This is a genomic window from Singulisphaera acidiphila DSM 18658 (genome assembly GCF_000242455.2).
GTDB lineage: Bacteria > Planctomycetota > Planctomycetia > Isosphaerales > Isosphaeraceae > Singulisphaera > Singulisphaera acidiphila.
Window position 1 is genome coordinate 7771816 of sequence record NC_019892.1, and the last position, 17050, is coordinate 7788865.

The window sequence follows — 17050 nt, forward strand, 5'->3', positions numbered from 1 at the left end:
AAATGTGCGCGGAAAGGGATCGGCCTGACGATCACGCGCCAAAGTTCCATCCTAGCAGATGGTCCCAGGGCTTCCTAGACGCGCCGAATGCTCCCTGGCGGTTCCATTCGACGAGTCTGTCAGTGGACGCGCCAGAGGAAGTGGCCCGCCAGAAGCCCGGCCAGAAACGCAAACGCCTGGGCCAAAAGCACGAAGAGCGACCAGGTGGCCACCGCCGAGCGAGGCAGGACAACATCGCGCGAACGACTCGAAACGATCCTCGTCTCGGCGATCCTGGTCGATTCAACCTGGATCGGCGGAACCAGCGGCTCCGCTGGCGTCGCCGGAGCCGCCCCGGCCAGACCGCCAAAGTTGATCGGAGGCGAGGGGTTGCTGGCGACCTCGGGGGCCGGCGGCTCCGGTCCTGGTGGTATCGAGGGAAACGGCTCACGCTCGCGAGGGGACGACTCGGCCAGCGGCGGAGTCCAGGTCACGCCCGGCTCGACTCGGATGTCCTCAGGCCGGATATCGAGAAAATCGAGCGAGATCCCCTCGTCGGACGCCTCGGCGAGACGCGACGACTGGAATGAGTCGGCCCCCTGATCAGCCTCGTCCGGGTCGGGCACAATGAGGTCGGCCCTGCATTTGGGGCAGGCGACGACCGTCCCGATCCTCCCTCGCGAAACCCCGAGGAGTTGGTTGCACTGATAACAGCGAAACTTGAGTGGAACCCCCGCCATGCCCAGCCGCCCCCGAGAAGGCATCGTTTGTTCGATCGGCAATCACGGCTTTCCAGACTACGCGGCCTCGACACATCGTGCCACTGCGCAAAGCCATGACGGAACGCAAGTGCTCCACTCGAATCCTTGGAACTGTTGGCCGGATCGGTCCGGATGGCGAACTGGCCGAGGCCGCTTGACCCTGCGGTTCGAGCCGTCACAATAGAGACGACTACTGAAAGTGACGATGGCTTTCAGCTCGTCCTGTCTAGGGATGGTATTTCGAATATAAAACGCCACCAAGGCGGAAAACCGCTCAAAAAAAAGGAAGAGCGAAGACCACCCGGCGACGACGTCTTCATCTCTCCCCATTGCCCAGGCTCCGGCATTTATTCGGCGTAGGGACACCCAGGCATATGAGACAGGCTCCACGGCTGAGACCACCAGGCTGCTCGCGTCTAACCCTGCTCTTCCTGTCGTTGTCGGCCCTGGCGTTCGGCGAGAACGTGGTCCTCAAAAACGGGATCGTTTACCGGGGTGCCGTCGACCAGGACAACACGATTGTCTTCATCGACGACGGTCTCAAGCGCGTGGTTGTGCGGGACTCGAAAATCGCGAGGAAAGACCCCGACACGACATTCGGCCACTGGGAAGTTTTCAAGCTCGAGCAGCCGCTGGTCCTGCACGGCGGCTCCATGCCCAAGGAAGCCTTCGGCATCAGGACGACCCCTTGGAACGATCGGGGCCGCCGCCAGTTCGAGTATCGATCGGCCAAGTCGAGCAAGCCGATCGCGATGGAACAGGCAATCTACGAGCTTGGCCCCTACAAAGTGAAACTGCGGGGCGTGGATGGCTTCTGGCAGGATGGCCGGTTAAGCACGAAGCAGATCCCCCGGGAGATCGTGCTCAGCATCCTCGCCAAGGTCGACCACACCAACCTCAACGAGCGCAGGCGGGTGGCCTCGTTCCTGATCCAGGCCGAATGGTATGGCGACGCCAAACGCGCGCTCGACGACCTGCTTCGCGACTTTCCGGATGACGCCTCCCTGCGCGAGACAATCGGCAACGCCCGCACGGTCGTGGCGCAGCTCGAGTCAGCGCAAATCAAGGCCGAGCTCGACGTCCGCCGCAAAGCGCAGCAGTATCACGAGGTCATGAACCAGCTCAAGACGTTTCCGACCAAGGACGTCGCTGCGGACGTCCTCATCGAAGTCCGCGACCAGATCCGCAGGGACGAAGCGCAGGGGACTGCGGATGAGGGACTCGCCAAAGCATTCCGCGAACTGTCAGACCGAATCCCGTCGGACGCGAAGAAGGCCTGGAAAACGCCCGTGAACGAGATGCTGCTGGCATTGGCGGAGGCCCCCGACGCCGTCCGCGACCGCTTCGTCGCCTGGCAGAAAGTGAAGGACGATCCCGCCATCAAGGACGACGCCCGCTTCGCTCTGGCGGCGTCAGGTTATGTGGTCGGCGCCGACGCCGCGGTGACCAGCCTGGATCTGGCCACCAACCTCTGGAAGCTTCGCGACCAGCTTCGCGCCTATCTTGCCGGCTCTGACGCGGGGGAGCGTGCCACGGCCCTCGACCAGCTCCAAACCATTCCTTTGCCCGAACGGCCAGGACAGACCGTCGCGACCCTCCGTCTCGATGTCCTGACCCGGCTCGCAACCCGGATGACACCCCCGCTCGACGCGGAAAAGAAGACAAAGCCGGGGAAACCGATCATTCATCGGGTCCGCGAGGATGAGAACCTCGCCCCCACCGAATACTCGGTCTTGCTGCCGCCGGAATATCACCCGCTCCGCAGCTACCCGGCGGTCGTCGCGCTCCACGACGGAGGGGGGCCTGGGGCCGCGATCGACTGGTGGTCGGCCGAAGCAACCCGGCGCGGTTACATCGTCATCGCTCCGGAGTACCGCCTTCCCGGTCAGGGAGACGATTACACCTACACGACGAGCGAGCACGCCGCCGTGGAGTTGGCCCTGCGCGACGCGAGACGGCGATACGCGATCGACGGCGACCGGGTCTTCCTGGGGGGACAGTTGCGCGGGGGGGATATGGCATGGGACTACGGACTCGCCCACCCCGACCTGTTCGCGGGCGTGGCGGTGATTTCGGGCCGCCCTTTCAAGTATCCCTTTCGATATCAATCCCACGCCAAGTTAGTGCCTCTTTATGTGGCGCTGGGCGACCTGACGCCGGCCGGTCCCGAAATCGTCTTCCAGAACCTCCTGAAACCGCTGATTTCCAAAGCGTACGACGTCACCTATGTCGAATACTACCACCGAGGACTGGAAGACCTCCCCGAGGAAGCGTCGCCGGTTTTCGACTGGATGGACCGCCATCGTCGCGACCCGTTTCCGAAAGAGTTCGACGCAGTCACGGCCCGCGAGTCGGACAACCGGTTCTATGGGGTCGTCGTCCGTGAATTCTTCGAGGGCCGAACAACCGCCCCTGAAGTCGTCGAGCCGTTCGGCAAGAATCTCAAGCCGGCCACCATCAAGATGTCGACAAGCAGCCTGAGTAACCTCATCAAGATCCAGACCAGCGGCGTCAAACGTCTCGACGTCTGGGTCAGCCCAAATCTGGTGGATTTCAATCGAAAGATCGAGGTTCGAATCAATAAGGATTCGTTTTCAAAACCGGTGGCCGAGCCCAACATCGAACCCTTCTTGGAAGACCTCCGGCTCCGAGGCGATCGCCAGCAGATCTTCTGGCTCAAAGCCTCATGGATGAGCCCAGGGACTTGATCCTCACTTGATCGATCGCGCGGCAGGAGTCCTCTGGGCGTTGGGCGTTGATTCGGGAGCTTGAGCCGCGACAATCCAGACCAATCCCCCCCAGAAACAACATCCTCGTCCGGCGATTCCGGCGAGTTCTCGGCGAACACCCTGTGTCGCACCGAGATCCCTCTTATTTCTCCTTTCGCGTTTTATCAGGGAGCTTCTTGTGAGCGAACCCCAGACCCCCGACTGGGTGCGTGACGCCGTCTTCTACCAGATCTTCCCCGATCGGTTCGCTCGGAGTCTGACGGTCCCCAAGCCCAGTCACCTCGACGAATGGGGATCTCCCCCGACCTACCACGGGTACCAAGGAGGCGACCTGATTGGGGTGGTGGAACGGCTCGACTACCTCGTCGAGCTCGGCGTCAACGCCCTCTATTTTACACCTGTGTTTCAATCGGCCTCGAACCACCGATATCACACCCACGACTACGAAAAGGTTGACCCGATGCTCGGCGGCAACGCCGCCCTGAGCCGGCTCCTCGAAGAGGCCCATAGCCGGGGGATGAAGGTCGTCCTCGACGGCGTCTTCAACCACGCCAGTCGCGGCTTCTTTCAGTTCCACGACATCCTCGAGAACGGGGCCAACGCCGCTTACATCGACTGGTTCACAGTCCATAGCTATCCCCTCAATGCCTACGACAGTATGAACCAACCCGGCTACCAGGCCTGGTGGAACCTGCACGCCCTGCCGAAATTCAACGTCAAGAACCCCGAGGTCCGGGAATTCCTCCTGGGGATCGGCCGGAAGTGGATCGACCTCGGGATCGACGGCTGGCGACTCGACGTCGCCAACGAGATTGACGACGACTCGTTCTGGCAGGAGTTTCGCCGCCGGGTCCGTGGGGGCAATCCCGACGCCTACATCGTCGGCGAAGTCTGGGGGGAAGCAAAACGCTGGCTGCAGGGCGATATGTGGGATGCCGTGATGAACTATCTGTTCACACGCGCATGCATTGCTTTCTTCATCGGCGAATCCGTCGATCGAGGCGAGCTCGGAAGGACCAGCTTCCACACGCTCGACCCCATCGGCGCCCCCGCCTTCCGCCATGCACTCGAAACGATGATCGGCCACTATCATCCCAACGTCAACGCAGCGCAGATGAACCTCCTCGACAGTCACGACATGCCGAGATTTCTCACACTGGCACAAGGCGACAAGTCAGCCCTCAGACTGGCAACCCTCTTCCAGATGACGTACACCGGCGCCCCCTCGATCTACTACGGTGATGAGATCGGCATGCCCGGCAAACATGATCCCGACAACCGGCGTGCGTTCCCCTGGTACACCCCGGAGAGCTGGGACCGGGATCTCTTGCACGACTTTCAGCGTTACATCGCCCTGCGTCGAACCCGCCCCGCGCTCCGCCGCGGCTCGTTCCAGATCCTCCTGGCCCAGGACGACGTTCTCGCCCACGCCCGCCAACTCGGCTCCGAAACGGTGGTCGTCACCATCAACACGTCACGATCGACACGACGTGTCGACATCCCGCTCTCGGGTCTCGTTCCCGAAGGGAGTGGCTTCGACGAAGTCTGGACCCACGAAACCCATCGATCCGAAGGGGATCACCTCCGTGGCGTCGAACTCGCCCCGCGTTCGGGCCGCGTGTTCGCCACCCCCCTACCCTCATGAAACCGAACTCACCCCCTCCACTCTGGCGGCTCCCTGAGGGCGTCAACCCGTCCCTCTGGGAGTACACGCACACGGATCGGCTCGCCGACGAGGAAGATGAATACTTTCGTGGCCATCCCCTGTTCGAGACCGACGCGCGGGCGCTCGACGCCCGGTTCATCGAACCTGCCCCGCTCGTCGACCTCGGCTGCGGGACCGGCCGCCATGCCCTCCGATTCGCGCGGCGCGGGTTTCCCGTGATCGCCGTCGATCTCTCGCACGCGATGCTTCGCGCAGCGCGAGCCGAGGCCCAGGCCGAAGGCCTCTCATTCCTCGGTGTCGAGGCCAACCTCTGCCGCCTCGGTGCCTTCCGAGACGAGAGCTTCGCGTACGCGCTCTCCATGTTCAGCACGCTCGGAATGATCCGAGGGCGGCCCGCGCGCCGGCAGGCCCTGGCCGAAACCTTTCGGATTCTCCGACGCGGCGGCCGGCTCGCGCTCCATGCCCACAACTTCTGGCTCAACCTGGGCGACCCCCAAGGCAGAACGTGGCTCCTCAGCCAGGCGAAGCGAGCCTTGATGCAACAGCCGGGGTTGGGTGATCGCCGGATGACCTATCGCGGAATCAGCGGCATGGAAGTGCATCTCTATCGCTGGCGCGAGCTGAAATCCGACCTTCGATCCGCCGGGTTCCGGATCGACGATGTCCTGGCCATCGACGCCATCCGCGCGGAGCCGATCACCGCGCCTTGGTTCGGGCACTCACTCCGCGCGGGAGGTTGGATCGTCTTCGCAAGCCGACCGTGATATCGGACGGCGACCGTTGAACCGTCATGGCGAAGGAGAGTGGCATGGCCGACGGGAAAGAGGCCGATCCGGCTGTTCCGAAGAGTCGCTCCGCATTGCTCAACGAAATGGTGACCGACCATCGGGCGGGACCGTTTCACCAGGCTGAGCTCCTTTACCGCCAGGCTCTGGTCGCCGATCCGAACAATGCCGAAACCTGGCAATTGCTCGGTTTGATCGCCCATCAAGCCGGCTACCATGACAAAGGGGCCGCTCACATCCACCAGGCCCTACTGCTCAGTCCTGGAAATGCCGCCTACCTCAACAGCCTGGGTTCAATCTACCAGGAGAAGGGAGACTACGAGCAGGCCATTCCCTGCTTCCAGGAAGTGATCCGGCTCGAGCCGACTCATCTCTTGGCCCACCACAGCTTGGGCAGTGCCCTGACGCACGTCGGCCGCCATGAGGAAGCCATCGCAACGTTCCGGCTGGGTTTGGCGCAAGCCCCCTGGCAACCGGCCATTCACAACAGTCTGGGCGAGGTCTATCAACGGCTCTGCCGCTTCCCGAAGGCAATGACCGCCTATCGCCTGGCCTCCCTTGCCGAGCCCTCGTTTGGCCTCGCCCATCACAATTACTTGCACTTGACCAACCTCGCCCCCGGCTGGGATACCGGCACGATCTTTGATGAGCATCGCTTCTGGGGGTTGCGGGCCGCCTTGAGACAGCCATACCGCTATCCCAACTCGCTCGATCCCGAGCGACCCTTGCGCATCGGCTACGTGTCGGCCGACTTCCGGGAACATCCTCTGGCCCGTTTCATCGAGCCAGTCTTGCGCAATCACAACCATGCCGATTCCATCGTCTCTCTGTATGCCGAAGTCCCCGTGCCGGACGAGGTAACCCGGCGACTGCAAGGGTGGTCCCACAACTGGCGGATCACAGCCGGGCAGACGCCTCAAGAGGTGGCCCGCCAGATCCGTGAAGATGCCATCGATATTCTGGTCGATTTAACAGGTCACCATGCGGGCAATCGCCTAGACGTCTTCGCCCAACAACCGGCCCCGGTCCAGGTCACCTACCTGGGCTCTCCGAACACGACCGGGCTGCCAGCCATCGACTACTGGCTCACCGACAAGGTCCTTCATCCTCCCGACGAGCCGGTCCAGGCCGTCGAACGCCTGTTCCACCTGCCCGAGGCGTTCTTCTGTTTCGAGCCCCCCGCATCAGCCCCTCCGGTGAGCCCACTCCCCGCCCTTCGGCGCGGGCGGTTCACGTTCGGGTCGAATCACCATTTGCAACAGCTCAACGATGACGTTCTCGCACTCTGGGCGCGGGTCTTGGACGCGGTGCCCGGTTCCCGACTGCTCTTCGTCGATCGCGCGTGTTTCCCGGAGGTGGTCGCGTGGCTCCGCAGCCGATTCCAGACGTTGGACATCGCGCCGGAGCGGATCGAGGCGCGTCAGCCGCTCAGGCTCGGCGAGCCCGACCTGGACGTCTACGACGAGATCGACCTGATCCTTGACACCTTTCCAGTTACCGGGCATGCAAGCACATGCGAAGCCCTCTGGATGGGAGTACCCGTGGTCACGCTCAGCGGCGAAAGGACGGCAAGTCGGCTCTCGACCGCCGTGCTAACTCCTCTGGGGCTCACGGACTTGATCGCCGCAGCCCCTGAGGACTACGTCGCACAGGCCCAGCGCCTGGCGAACGACCTGGACGGCCTGGCGGCGTTGCGACAAGGCCTGCGCCACCGCATGGAGCGACTCTGCGACGGCTCGACCTTCACGCGCCAACTCGAGGCCGCTTACCGACGGATCTGGCGCGACTGGTGTGCCACCCAGTCGGCCGAATCGAAAGCCGTTTCTGCTCCACGCCCCTCGATCATGGCAAGACGTGAGAATCCACAAGAAGCCGCTCCCCCGAGGATGACCCGGCTGAACCCATCCCGGACCATCGAGATCATCGTTCCGGTTCGTCCCGGCGACCGCGACCGCTTTCCGGTGCCCGACGTTCCAGGCCGGATCAGCACTCGCATACAAGAATGCACTGATGGCAACCTTTCCCGCTTGTACCGGGACGCCTACCTCGACAGCCGGGCCGATCTGGTCCTGTTCAAGCATGACGACTTCTGCTTCCGCCACTGGGAGTCGTTCGAAGCGCAGGCGTGGGACCTCCTACAACACCATCCCATACTCGGGGTTGCCGGCACTCGTGCCTTCGCGCCGCAGCGACTCCCCTGGTGGCGGCAGACCGCCCAACCGGGCCTGATGGACGGTCTCAACCGAGGCATGGTCTCGCATCCGTTGCCAGCCGGCCTCCCCACGTCGGGGACGGCCAACGGCTATCATCAAACGCTCTACGGACCGCCCGGCCCCGTGGCAGTGCTGGACGGTGTCCTCCTGGCGGTGCTCCGGCGGTGGGAAGGGAACATGCCCCTCTTCGGACAGTTTACCAAGGAGGATGTAGCCGCCTGGTGGGACGACGCGTTCGGGCGGCACTTCTACGACATGGCCTTCACGTTCAACGCCAGCCTGGCGTTCCAGGAAGCAAAGCTGGGGCCGGCCTGTTACGCCATGGTGGCCGACGTCACGCACGAGAGCGTCGGAACCCCGGACCGAGCCTGGCAGGAAGCCGCAATGCGATTCGTGAGCCGCTACGGTGGAGCGAAACCGGTGCGGGTCTGAGCTCTGAAAATGGGCGTATCTACAAGTTCGTCCTAGCTTTTGATGACGCCAGACAGTTCCGAGTTGAAACCTTCTCAGCCCAACCGTCCACAAGCACAAGGGCCCCGGCAGATCACGCAGGAGGACTTGCAAGTTCAGACAGAGCGTGACAAGCTTGTCAAGAACTCAGGTCTCCATCATGAGTGTGTTTCCGAGCTCTCTTTTCAGGAAGTGAGCCAATCTTCAAGTCGCAGGCCGGGAACTTTCCGGAAGTGTTTGTGTTGTTCGTAACCAAGGTTAGGTCGTGGACCAGGGCGATGGAGGCGATCATTAAATCGACCTCGAAGACGACCTCTCCCTGGCGCAACATCTGTCCTCACAGATTGCCGAACTCGTATGCGCAGGGAGAATCGTAGTCCAGGACGTCGATGTCCCGAAGTAACTGGTCATCAATAAGGTGCAAGAGCGGGGACGGATCGGAACGTTTGAAGGCCCACGCATAAAGCTCTCCCAGAGCGACAGTCGGCACAAAGAGTCGCCCCGAGTGCTGGAGGAATCGGTGAGCCAACCCCGAAGGCCGACGCAGGTGGGCAGAACAAATGTTTGTGTCCAGGAGAAAGCTCATTCGGGGATCTCACGAGTGCTCGGCTGCCTCCGGTCCTGCTCGATCTCGTCGAGGATGCGATCGTCTTCGGAAGTCCAGTACAAGGCCATTGCCCCTGCGGAATTCAAGATACCCTGTCCCCATTCCGGCCTTGTCTTACGGACCCGGACGATCACATCGACCTCCTGTCCTTCGGTCAGCCCTAAATCTTCGAGGAGTTCAATGGTCTTTCCGTGAATGACGCCCCGGCTTGGCTTAACACTCATGTTCCAACTCCTTTATTTTTCGCCGGTCTTTCATCGTTGATGTTGCTTCGACAGCGCTGCCCCACCGGCCCCAGAGGTGGCAGCCGTCCTCAACCTCTGATTTGCGTTGCGGCCATGAAGAAATTGAAGATCGATCCGCAGTCAGGCTCGGTTTCTTTCTCCAGGGCGGACACAGTCCACCATCCCAATCTACTTGCCAAAGGAAAGGTTAAAAGGTAAGCGGTACTCCCATACGGGAAATGTTGGGCCAACGATGACGCCACGGCCGATCGCGTCGAAGAAGGGGAAAACGGGTTCGGCGAAGCTTTACCTATTGGTCAACGTAGCCTTCCGACCCAACAAAGAGTTGTGGCAAGCTCATGTTGATTGAAGGCTTTCCCATTGGCAACCCCGTCGAACGGTGTTGGCTTTAGATCTGGTAGTCGAGCGCGGTGAAGTGATCGCTGTTCGCTTCGTCCGAAGTCCCTCGATAGCGGAGTCGAGGGTTTTCGATGGTCACCGTGGTATAGGGAGCGATGCTCCGGGTGATCCAGGCCGACGAGCCGACGACGGAGTGGTGACCGATGACGGTCTTACCGCCGAGGATGGTGGCATTGGCATAAATGACCACCTCATCCTCGATCGTCGGATGGCGCTTGTGGTCGCGGAGAATATTGCCGTTCTCGTCGCGCGGGAAGCTGAGGGCGCCCAGGGTCACCCCTTGGTAGATCTTGACCCCCTCGCCGATCTTTGTCGTCTCACCGATGACGACGCCGGTGCCGTGATCGATGAAGAAACGAGCGCCGATCGTGGCGCCGGGGTGGATGTCGATTCCAGTCTTGCCGTGCGCGTACTCGGTCATCATTCGCGGGATCAAGGGGACCCCGAGCTTGAATAGCTCGTGGGCGATCCGGAAGACGGTGACTGCGGAGACGCCAGGGTAGCAGAAGAGGATCTCGTCGAGATTCTTGGCGGCCGGATCCCCCTCGAATGCGGCGTGGACATCGTCGGCCAATGTCTTCCTGAGATCCGGCAGGGATTCCAGGAGCCGGATCGCGATCGCCTGCGCCTCGGCTTCGAAGTCGGTCTCGAGATCCCGCGCCTTGCAGTCATGCCGCAAAGCACGCGTGATCTGCTGGGTCAAGCGGTCGTGAAGACTGTCGATCAGGTCGCCGACGTGATAGCCGACATTGCCGAGGTGAAGGTTTTGCCGCCGCCCATAACCGGGATAGAGGATCTCGCGGATGTCGGCCAAGACCTCGACGACCTCGCGATAGCTCGGCAGCGGCGAGTGGCCGAGGTGATTGATCCCGCCGCACTCTTCGTAGGTTTCGACGATCCGTTCCGTCAGCGCGGGGAGTGATTCCTTCAGGCGAATGTCGGTGGCCATCCTCTTTATCTCTCCCGGCAACCTGACCGCGTCGAGAAAATCGATATCCATCAGGAAGTTAGGCCATTGTAGACAGGACAGGCAGTGGAATCAATCATGGCCAAGGTACTTGGATTATCGGTGGTATCGAGGAATCCGGCCCAACCAAATCGGGCGATCTCGATTCTTTGCCGGCCAGAGACGACAATCGTCGCCGCGTCGATTGGCAATCGTTCGGGCGTCCTCATCCCACACCTAACGCCTGCACAACTTCACATTCTCCTGACGAGTTGGTCCTCAATGGTACGCGCCGCGACTGAATCGCCCCGCCTCGATCCCACGCCGATCTTTGAGCTCTTTCGAGGGAATCATGCGACCGAACTCCTGACGGCCGCCGTCGCGCATCTCGGTCTCTTTGACCACCTTGCGCGGGGCCCGCTCAGTCCTGGCGCCTTGGGCGCGGCGATGGGGCTTGCCGATCGGCCCCTCACCGTCCTGGTCACAGCGCTCCGAGCCTTCGGCCTCCTGGATCTGGATGCCAACGGGCGACTCGACCTATCCGAGCTGGCGCGAGGACACCTGGTGCCCGGTGGCGAGTTCGACGTCAGCGGTTACATTGGCCTGGCCGCCGACAGCCCCGGGGTGCTCGAGATGGTCGAACGGCTCCGCACCAACCGCCCGGCCGGAGACGCAGACGACGAACCAGGCGCGGCGTTTATCTATCGCGAGGGGATCGAATCGGCGATGGAGCGCGAGGCGTCGGCCCGGCACCTGACACTCGCGCTGGCGGGGCGTGCCAAGAACGTGGCTCCGGTACTGGCTGGCCGACTCTCCCTGGCCAAGGCGCACCGCCTGCTCGATATCGGCGGTGGGACCGGGATCTACAGCATCGCCTGGCTCCAGCGCCATCCAGCCTTGCGCGCGATCGTCTGGGACCGGCCCGAGGTCCTCAAGGTCGCGCACGAGATGGCCGAGTCGCACGGCGTGGCCGACCGTCTGGAATGTCTTGCGGGGGACATGTTTCACGACCCCGTCCCCGAAGGGGTCGACGTCATCCTGCTCTCAAACATCCTCCACGACTGGGACGTCGCCGAATGCCGGGCCTTGATCGGACGCTGCGCCTCGGCTCTCCCCCCGGGCGGACAACTCCTGATTCACGACGTCTTTCTCAACGACACCCTCGACGGCCCGTTGCCAATCGCACTCTATTCGGCCGCACTCTTCCGCCTGACTGAGGGCCGAGCCTACAGCGCCGCGGAATACCGTGGCTGGCTGATCGAGGCCGGGCTCGAGCCCGGCGAGATCACGCCGACACTCGTCCATTGTGGGGTCTTACCCGGTGTCAAACCCGGCACGACCCGTCAAACCCTCTAGCCAGATCGCCGGCCATTGGGTACTGTCAAAAGCATTACCAGAGCCGAGCCAGCATGTTGCGCTCGCTCTGTCCGCTTATTTTGAGTGGCTCATATCGGGTCTTTCTCTCCGGGGGCAACGCACAACGCCATGATGATCAAGGCCACTGACATCCGTAGGGGGATGGTGATCACGATCGAAGGAACCAACTTCGTCGTCGTCGACTTCGCCCACCATACCCCCGGCAACCTTCGCGCCATGGTCCAGACGAAGCTCCGCAACATGAATAGCGGAGCCTTGATTGACAAACGGCTTCGGTCGGTCGACCAGATCGAAGTTCCCTATGTCGAGACCAAGCAATTTGAGTATCTCTACTCGTCGGGGGACGAGCACGTCTTCATGGAGTCGGAGACGTTCGACCAGTTGAGCTTCCCGCCCGAGATTCTCGGCACGGCGATGCAGTACATCTTGCCCAACAGCAAGGTGCAGGTCATGTACGTCGATGATAAGCCGGTCTCCGTCGAGGTCCCTGCCTCGATCGACCTGACCGTGGCCGATACGCCGCCGTCCCTCAAGGGCGCCACTGCGACCAACCAGTACAAAGAGGCGATCCTCGAGAACGGCCTGAAGGTCCAGGTCCCCCCGTTCATCGGTCCCGGTGAAAAGATCCGGATCGACACGCGGACCGGCGAGTATGTCGAGCGCGTCAAGTAAAAGGAACAAGGCCGGAAACGGCGAACAGCGGCCAGGCGGCCCTTCGGGATTCATCCCGGCGGCCCGCCTTGGCCAAGGTTTCCTCCAAGACGACAGGCCGTCCGCCTCGTCAAAGAGGTCGAATCAGCGACGGCGGGTGCGTCCAAGCACCCCAGCGCAGACCCCTGTCAGCATCCGGGTGGCATTCCGCCCGAGCGATCGGATATTGTACCCCCCCTCCTGAACCAGGAGTGTGGGCAACTTCATGCCGCCGATCCGGTAGCCGATCTCGAAAAGGCCGTCGGGGGTCACACTCCAGGTGCCCGTCGGGTCAGCCTTGGCGATATCGAGGCCGACCGGCACGACGAGGACCTCGGGCTTGAACTTGCGGACCATCGCGAGCGCCTCATCGAGCGCTTCGAGATAGCGGCCGTCGTGCGTATCCTCGGCGAGCGGAATGTTGTGGTTGAATCCCTTACCGGGTCCTTCGCCGATCTCATCGGCGAACCCCGAAAAGTAGGGATAGGCAAAGCTGGGATGACCGTGGATCGAGATGGTCAGGACGTCGGATCGTTGATAGAAGATATCCTGAGCGCCGTTGCCATGGTGATAGTCGATGTCGAGGATGGCCACCCGACCGAATGACGCGACAAGATACTGAGCGGCGATCGCGGCGTTGCAGAAGTAGCAAAAACCCCCGTAGGTGTCGCGTTCAGCATGATGGCCCGGAGGCCGGCAAAGGCTGTAGACCAGCGGATGCCCCGCCTGGATCGCCTCCGCGCCCGAGAGTGCAACATTCACCGCCGCCCGGGCCGCCTTGTAGGCGTCGCGACTTAAAGGCGTGAAGGTATCGATACAATAGTAGCCCGCTCTCCGGCTCCGGTCGTGCGGGGGCCGGTCGGTCCTCCGGATCGGGAAGACGTAGGGGTAGACCATCTCCCCCTCGGGGATGTCCAGGCAGAAGTTGCGGAGGTAGTTGACGAAGTCGGTGTCGTGAACGGCCCGGATCGGCTTCTCGCCGAAATTACGGACCGGGAGCCGCTCGACGTCGGGCAGGGAGTCGAGCGCTTTGAGGATGACATCCACCCGCGCAGGGCGTTCGACATAGCCGCGTTCGCGCACATGATGGAGCGCATGCCGCGACGAGCAGAAGACCTTGAGCGGCTGGAGCCGACGTGGAATCTTCGGCTTCTTATCACTCGGAGTGATGTAGCGCGGCTTGCGCAAGCGAACCGGTGAGTCCTTGACGGAGGCGATGAGCTCCAGGACGTAGGGATCATCCGAGTCGTAGTGATATCGCTCGGTCAAGATCATCTTCATTGCCTGGCGAAGCTCGGGCGCATCCAACGGCTTCGTGTTCTGCAAGGGGTCGTAGAGCAGCCTCGGTTCGGCCGGATTGTCGGGACGAATCGGCTGATCGTAGAGCGTGCCCACAATGGGGAGCGCTCCATAGCGCTCGTAAAACTTCAGCCGGGACTTGTTCATCTTCAGAAAGGAAGACTCGGGGACCTGCCCAGGGTCGTCGGTCGGCACCTCGAAGAAGAGGCCCGCAGCCCCGCGCGCAATCAGGTCTTCTCGAAGCGCCTCGTAGAGCGCTCCCCCGAGCCCGCGCCCTCGGCGCTCGGCCTGGGCCACGATGAAGTCGAGATAAGCAAAGCCGATCGAGTCGAAGTAATCGGCCAGAGCGAACCCGAGAACCTCATCCCCGGGCCCGTGGGCAGCGAGGAGGATCGTCGGGTAACCCCGGCCTGTCTGGTCGCCGATCTTGCGGGCGATGTAGTCGTCACCCACGTCGAGGTCAGGAAACGCTGCCTGAAACAGGGTCTGGATCTCGGCAATGCAGCGGCGATCGTAATCGCGGTGAACGCCAAGGACATGGCTGATCCGAAACATAGCGGCCCCCACAAGGGCCTATCTCAAATATAGGCCGATTTGAGCCCAATTCCAAGCGGGAGCCCGCAAGCCACAAGTTCCGTGCTCGGCCCCCGTGGGGGAACGCCTGGGCCGGGGCGCCCCTCTTTTTTTTTCTACCTGCTTAAAATCAGTTCCAACGGCCCGGACGCGGGTATTGCTGTCGATGCCATCCTCGATCCCTTGATTTTCGATCGTACTGAGTCGGACCTCTTCGCCGAGACGCCTTAGCTTCAACCCCGACTCCCAAGATCAGGTGCTCGAAGCGGCGCCCCGGTCGCCCTGGCCCGTTCGACGGCCTGGCTCGCCAACGCGGCAAGAGTCGCGGCGTAGTCTCGGCCGGAAGCCCGCAACGCTCGCGCCCAACCCGCGGTCGGTCCGATATCGGGGTTCGGGTTCACTTCCAGGATTATGGGCTCGCCACGGCCATCAAGTCGAAGGTCGACCCGAGCATAGTCACGGCAGCCGGTCACCTTGAACGCCGAGACGGCCAACCCCGCCATGCTCTCGGCCAGTTCGCGTTCAATCCTCGCCGGGCAAGAGACGGGACTTGCGCGGTCCTCCGCCGATCCGACGGACCACTTGGCCGCATAAGTCAAAATCGGCCAGGTTCCTTCCACCGACTCATAAGCGACTTCGGCAATCGGCAAGGCCACAGGCTCCGGAAGGGCAAGCACCCCTACATTGTATTCAGGGCCAGGCAAGTAGGCTTCAACCAGCGCTGAGCCACCATACGTCGCATGGATCCAGGCGACGCGGGCACACGCCGAATTCCAGTCGAGCACGACGCTCGCCTGATCGATCCCGAGGCTGCCATCCTCGGCGTCCGGCTTGACGATCGCCGGGCCTGACCAGTCCCACCTTGGGACTGACGCACCCAGTTCCATCACAAAACCAGGGGCCGTTGGCAAACCAGCGCCGCGCAACAGGCACTTGGCTCGCCCCTTGGAGACACAGAGCGCCAATGCCTCCAACGGTGAGCCGGTGTAGGGATAGCCGGCCAGTTCGAGGAGGCCGGTCATGTGCGTCGCGGCAGCCGTCGAACCCCCGAAACCTTCAATCAGGTTGAAGACAACGTCCGGAGCAAGCCGGTCGAGATTGTGGAGCACGTCGACCACGGGGGGACTCGCCGCCAGCAACCTCGCGTCCCATCCCTGGGCCTCGAAACTGGCAACAACGGCCTGAGCGACCCCGACAACATCCGACTCGGAGACGGCGTCCGGGTGCTCCGGCGGCAAGACCGGCGCATTGTAGAGGACAGCGACCTTCAGCCGGACCGAGGTCACGAACTCACTCCCGCACTTGAAGCCGACGCCAACCCGGCACGGGTCAAAGCCACGCGGAGAACCTTGCGGATCAAGTCGGCATAGCCGATTCCCATCCCCCGGGCAAGGATGATCAGGTCGCTCCAATCGGGAGCCAGACCAGGGAGCGGGTTGGCTTCAATGAAGTAAGGGACGCCATCGCGGATCCGAAAATCGATCCGCGCCAGGTCGCGACAGCCCAGGGCTTCGTAAGAGCCGAGGGCCGACCGAATCAGACTCGTCATAACGCTGGGAGCAAGCTGAGCCGGCGTCTGATACTCGACGCGATCATCCCAGTCGCGTTTCACCTCGATCGAGTAGACGAAGCGATCGTTGGGCGTCTTCGGCCGAATCTTCATCGCCCCGATCACCTCGGCACCGTCCCCGTTGCCGACGATCCCGACCGTCACTTCCTCCCCCGCGATAAACTCCTCGATCAAGACAGGCTGGCCATAATCGCGTGAGAGAACCTGGTAAAGTTCGATAACTTCGTCATGGGTATCAGCGAGACAACGCGCGCGGATTCCTTTGCTCGAGCCTTCGAAACAGGGTTTAACGATCCATTGATGGGATCCTTCAGTGACTTTCGAGGTGCGCAACAAGGACTTCACTTGAGTTGATGAAAGGCCGGCGGCGCAGGCAACCCCTTGGGGTACGGCGACCGAATCGGCGACCAGCCGCTTGGCGACTCCCTTGTCGAGCGCAGCGGCAAGCGTCAGTGGGTCGGACCCCGAATAAGGGATTCCGAGCATCTCGAGCACGGCCGGGACACGAGCCTCTCGGTTCCGCCCCGTCCCTTCCCCCTCGGCGAGGTTCCAGACGAAGTCGGGAGGATCGGCGAGAACGCGATGGAGCAACGCACGACCGTCGCCCAGCAGGACGACGTCGTGCCCATCAGCCCGAAGCACCTCAGCCAGGGCCTCGATCGTTTGCGGCTTGTCGAACTCCTCGTACCGGTCGTCGGGCCCGTCAGCCGAGGCGACAACCGGCACGAGGTCGAAGGCGATTCCGATCCTCAATGCCTGAG

The 17050-nt window shown here is 62.3% G+C and carries 13 protein-coding genes; 6 read left to right on the forward strand and 7 right to left on the reverse strand.

Features of this window, described 5'->3' with window-relative positions:
- Nucleotides 1–119: 119 nt before the first annotated feature.
- Complete coding sequence (locus SINAC_RS30320) at nt 120–743, reverse strand: hypothetical protein (protein ID WP_154673841.1); 624 nt, start codon at nt 741–743, stop codon at nt 120–122.
- 371 nt (nt 744–1114) lie between these two features.
- On the opposite strand from SINAC_RS30320, the gene SINAC_RS30325 reads away from it, so the two are divergent.
- From SINAC_RS30325 to SINAC_RS30340, 4 genes are all read left to right on the forward strand, one after another.
- Nucleotides 1115–3448: a carboxylesterase family protein gene (locus tag SINAC_RS30325; RefSeq protein ID WP_015249376.1), complete on the forward strand. Its 2334-nt coding sequence runs from the start codon at nt 1115–1117 to the stop codon at nt 3446–3448.
- Between the two features lie 199 nt (nt 3449–3647).
- On the forward strand, nt 3648–5114 hold the full coding sequence (locus tag SINAC_RS30330; RefSeq protein ID WP_015249377.1) for a glycoside hydrolase family 13 protein: 1467 nt from the start codon (nt 3648–3650) through the stop codon (nt 5112–5114).
- Nucleotides 5111–5899, forward strand: coding sequence for a class I SAM-dependent methyltransferase (locus SINAC_RS30335; protein ID WP_015249378.1), 789 nt, complete (start codon nt 5111–5113; stop codon nt 5897–5899). The genes SINAC_RS30330 and SINAC_RS30335 overlap by 4 nt, the downstream gene beginning before the upstream one ends.
- A gap of 44 nt (nt 5900–5943) precedes the next feature.
- On the forward strand, nt 5944–8565 hold the full coding sequence (locus SINAC_RS30340) for an O-linked N-acetylglucosamine transferase, SPINDLY family protein (RefSeq protein WP_015249379.1): 2622 nt from the start codon (nt 5944–5946) through the stop codon (nt 8563–8565).
- 355 nt (nt 8566–8920) lie between these two features.
- Here the strand turns inward: SINAC_RS30340 and SINAC_RS42070 are convergent, their stop codons facing one another.
- From SINAC_RS42070 to epsC, 3 genes are all read right to left on the reverse strand, one after another.
- Nucleotides 8921–9169: a type II toxin-antitoxin system VapC family toxin gene (locus SINAC_RS42070; protein ID WP_020467016.1), complete on the reverse strand. Its 249-nt coding sequence runs from the start codon at nt 9167–9169 to the stop codon at nt 8921–8923.
- Complete coding sequence (locus SINAC_RS30350; RefSeq protein ID WP_015249380.1) at nt 9166–9414, reverse strand: hypothetical protein; 249 nt, start codon at nt 9412–9414, stop codon at nt 9166–9168. Before SINAC_RS30350 ends, SINAC_RS42070 begins: the two co-directional genes overlap by 4 nt.
- Nucleotides 9415–9823: 409 nt before the next feature.
- Nucleotides 9824–10783 carry a serine O-acetyltransferase EpsC gene (epsC, locus tag SINAC_RS30355; RefSeq protein WP_020467017.1) on the reverse strand — a complete coding sequence of 320 codons (960 nt, stop codon included), beginning with the start codon at nt 10781–10783 and terminating at the stop codon, nt 9824–9826.
- A gap of 279 nt (nt 10784–11062) precedes the next feature.
- Here epsC and SINAC_RS30360 point away from each other — a divergent pair, with 279 nt between their 5' ends.
- On the forward strand, nt 11063–12136 hold the full coding sequence (locus SINAC_RS30360; protein ID WP_015249383.1) for a methyltransferase: 1074 nt from the start codon (nt 11063–11065) through the stop codon (nt 12134–12136).
- 129 nt (nt 12137–12265) lie between these two features.
- Entirely contained in the window at nt 12266–12829 is a 564-nt protein-coding gene (efp, locus tag SINAC_RS30365) for an elongation factor P (RefSeq protein ID WP_015249384.1), read from the forward strand.
- 123 nt (nt 12830–12952) lie between these two features.
- Here efp and SINAC_RS30370 read toward each other — a convergent pair whose 3' ends face one another.
- From SINAC_RS30370 to SINAC_RS30380, 3 genes are all read right to left on the reverse strand, one after another.
- Nucleotides 12953–14701 (reverse strand): histone deacetylase family protein, encoded by a 1749-nt coding sequence (locus SINAC_RS30370; protein ID WP_015249385.1) that lies wholly within the window; start codon nt 14699–14701, stop codon nt 12953–12955.
- Nucleotides 14702–14952: 251 nt separating this feature from the next.
- Complete coding sequence (locus tag SINAC_RS30375) at nt 14953–16005, reverse strand: D-alanine--D-alanine ligase family protein (RefSeq protein ID WP_015249386.1); 1053 nt, start codon at nt 16003–16005, stop codon at nt 14953–14955.
- Complete coding sequence (locus tag SINAC_RS30380; protein ID WP_015249387.1) at nt 16002–17042, reverse strand: D-alanine--D-alanine ligase family protein; 1041 nt, start codon at nt 17040–17042, stop codon at nt 16002–16004. Before SINAC_RS30380 ends, SINAC_RS30375 begins: the two co-directional genes overlap by 4 nt.
- Nucleotides 17043–17050: the final 8 nt, after the last annotated feature.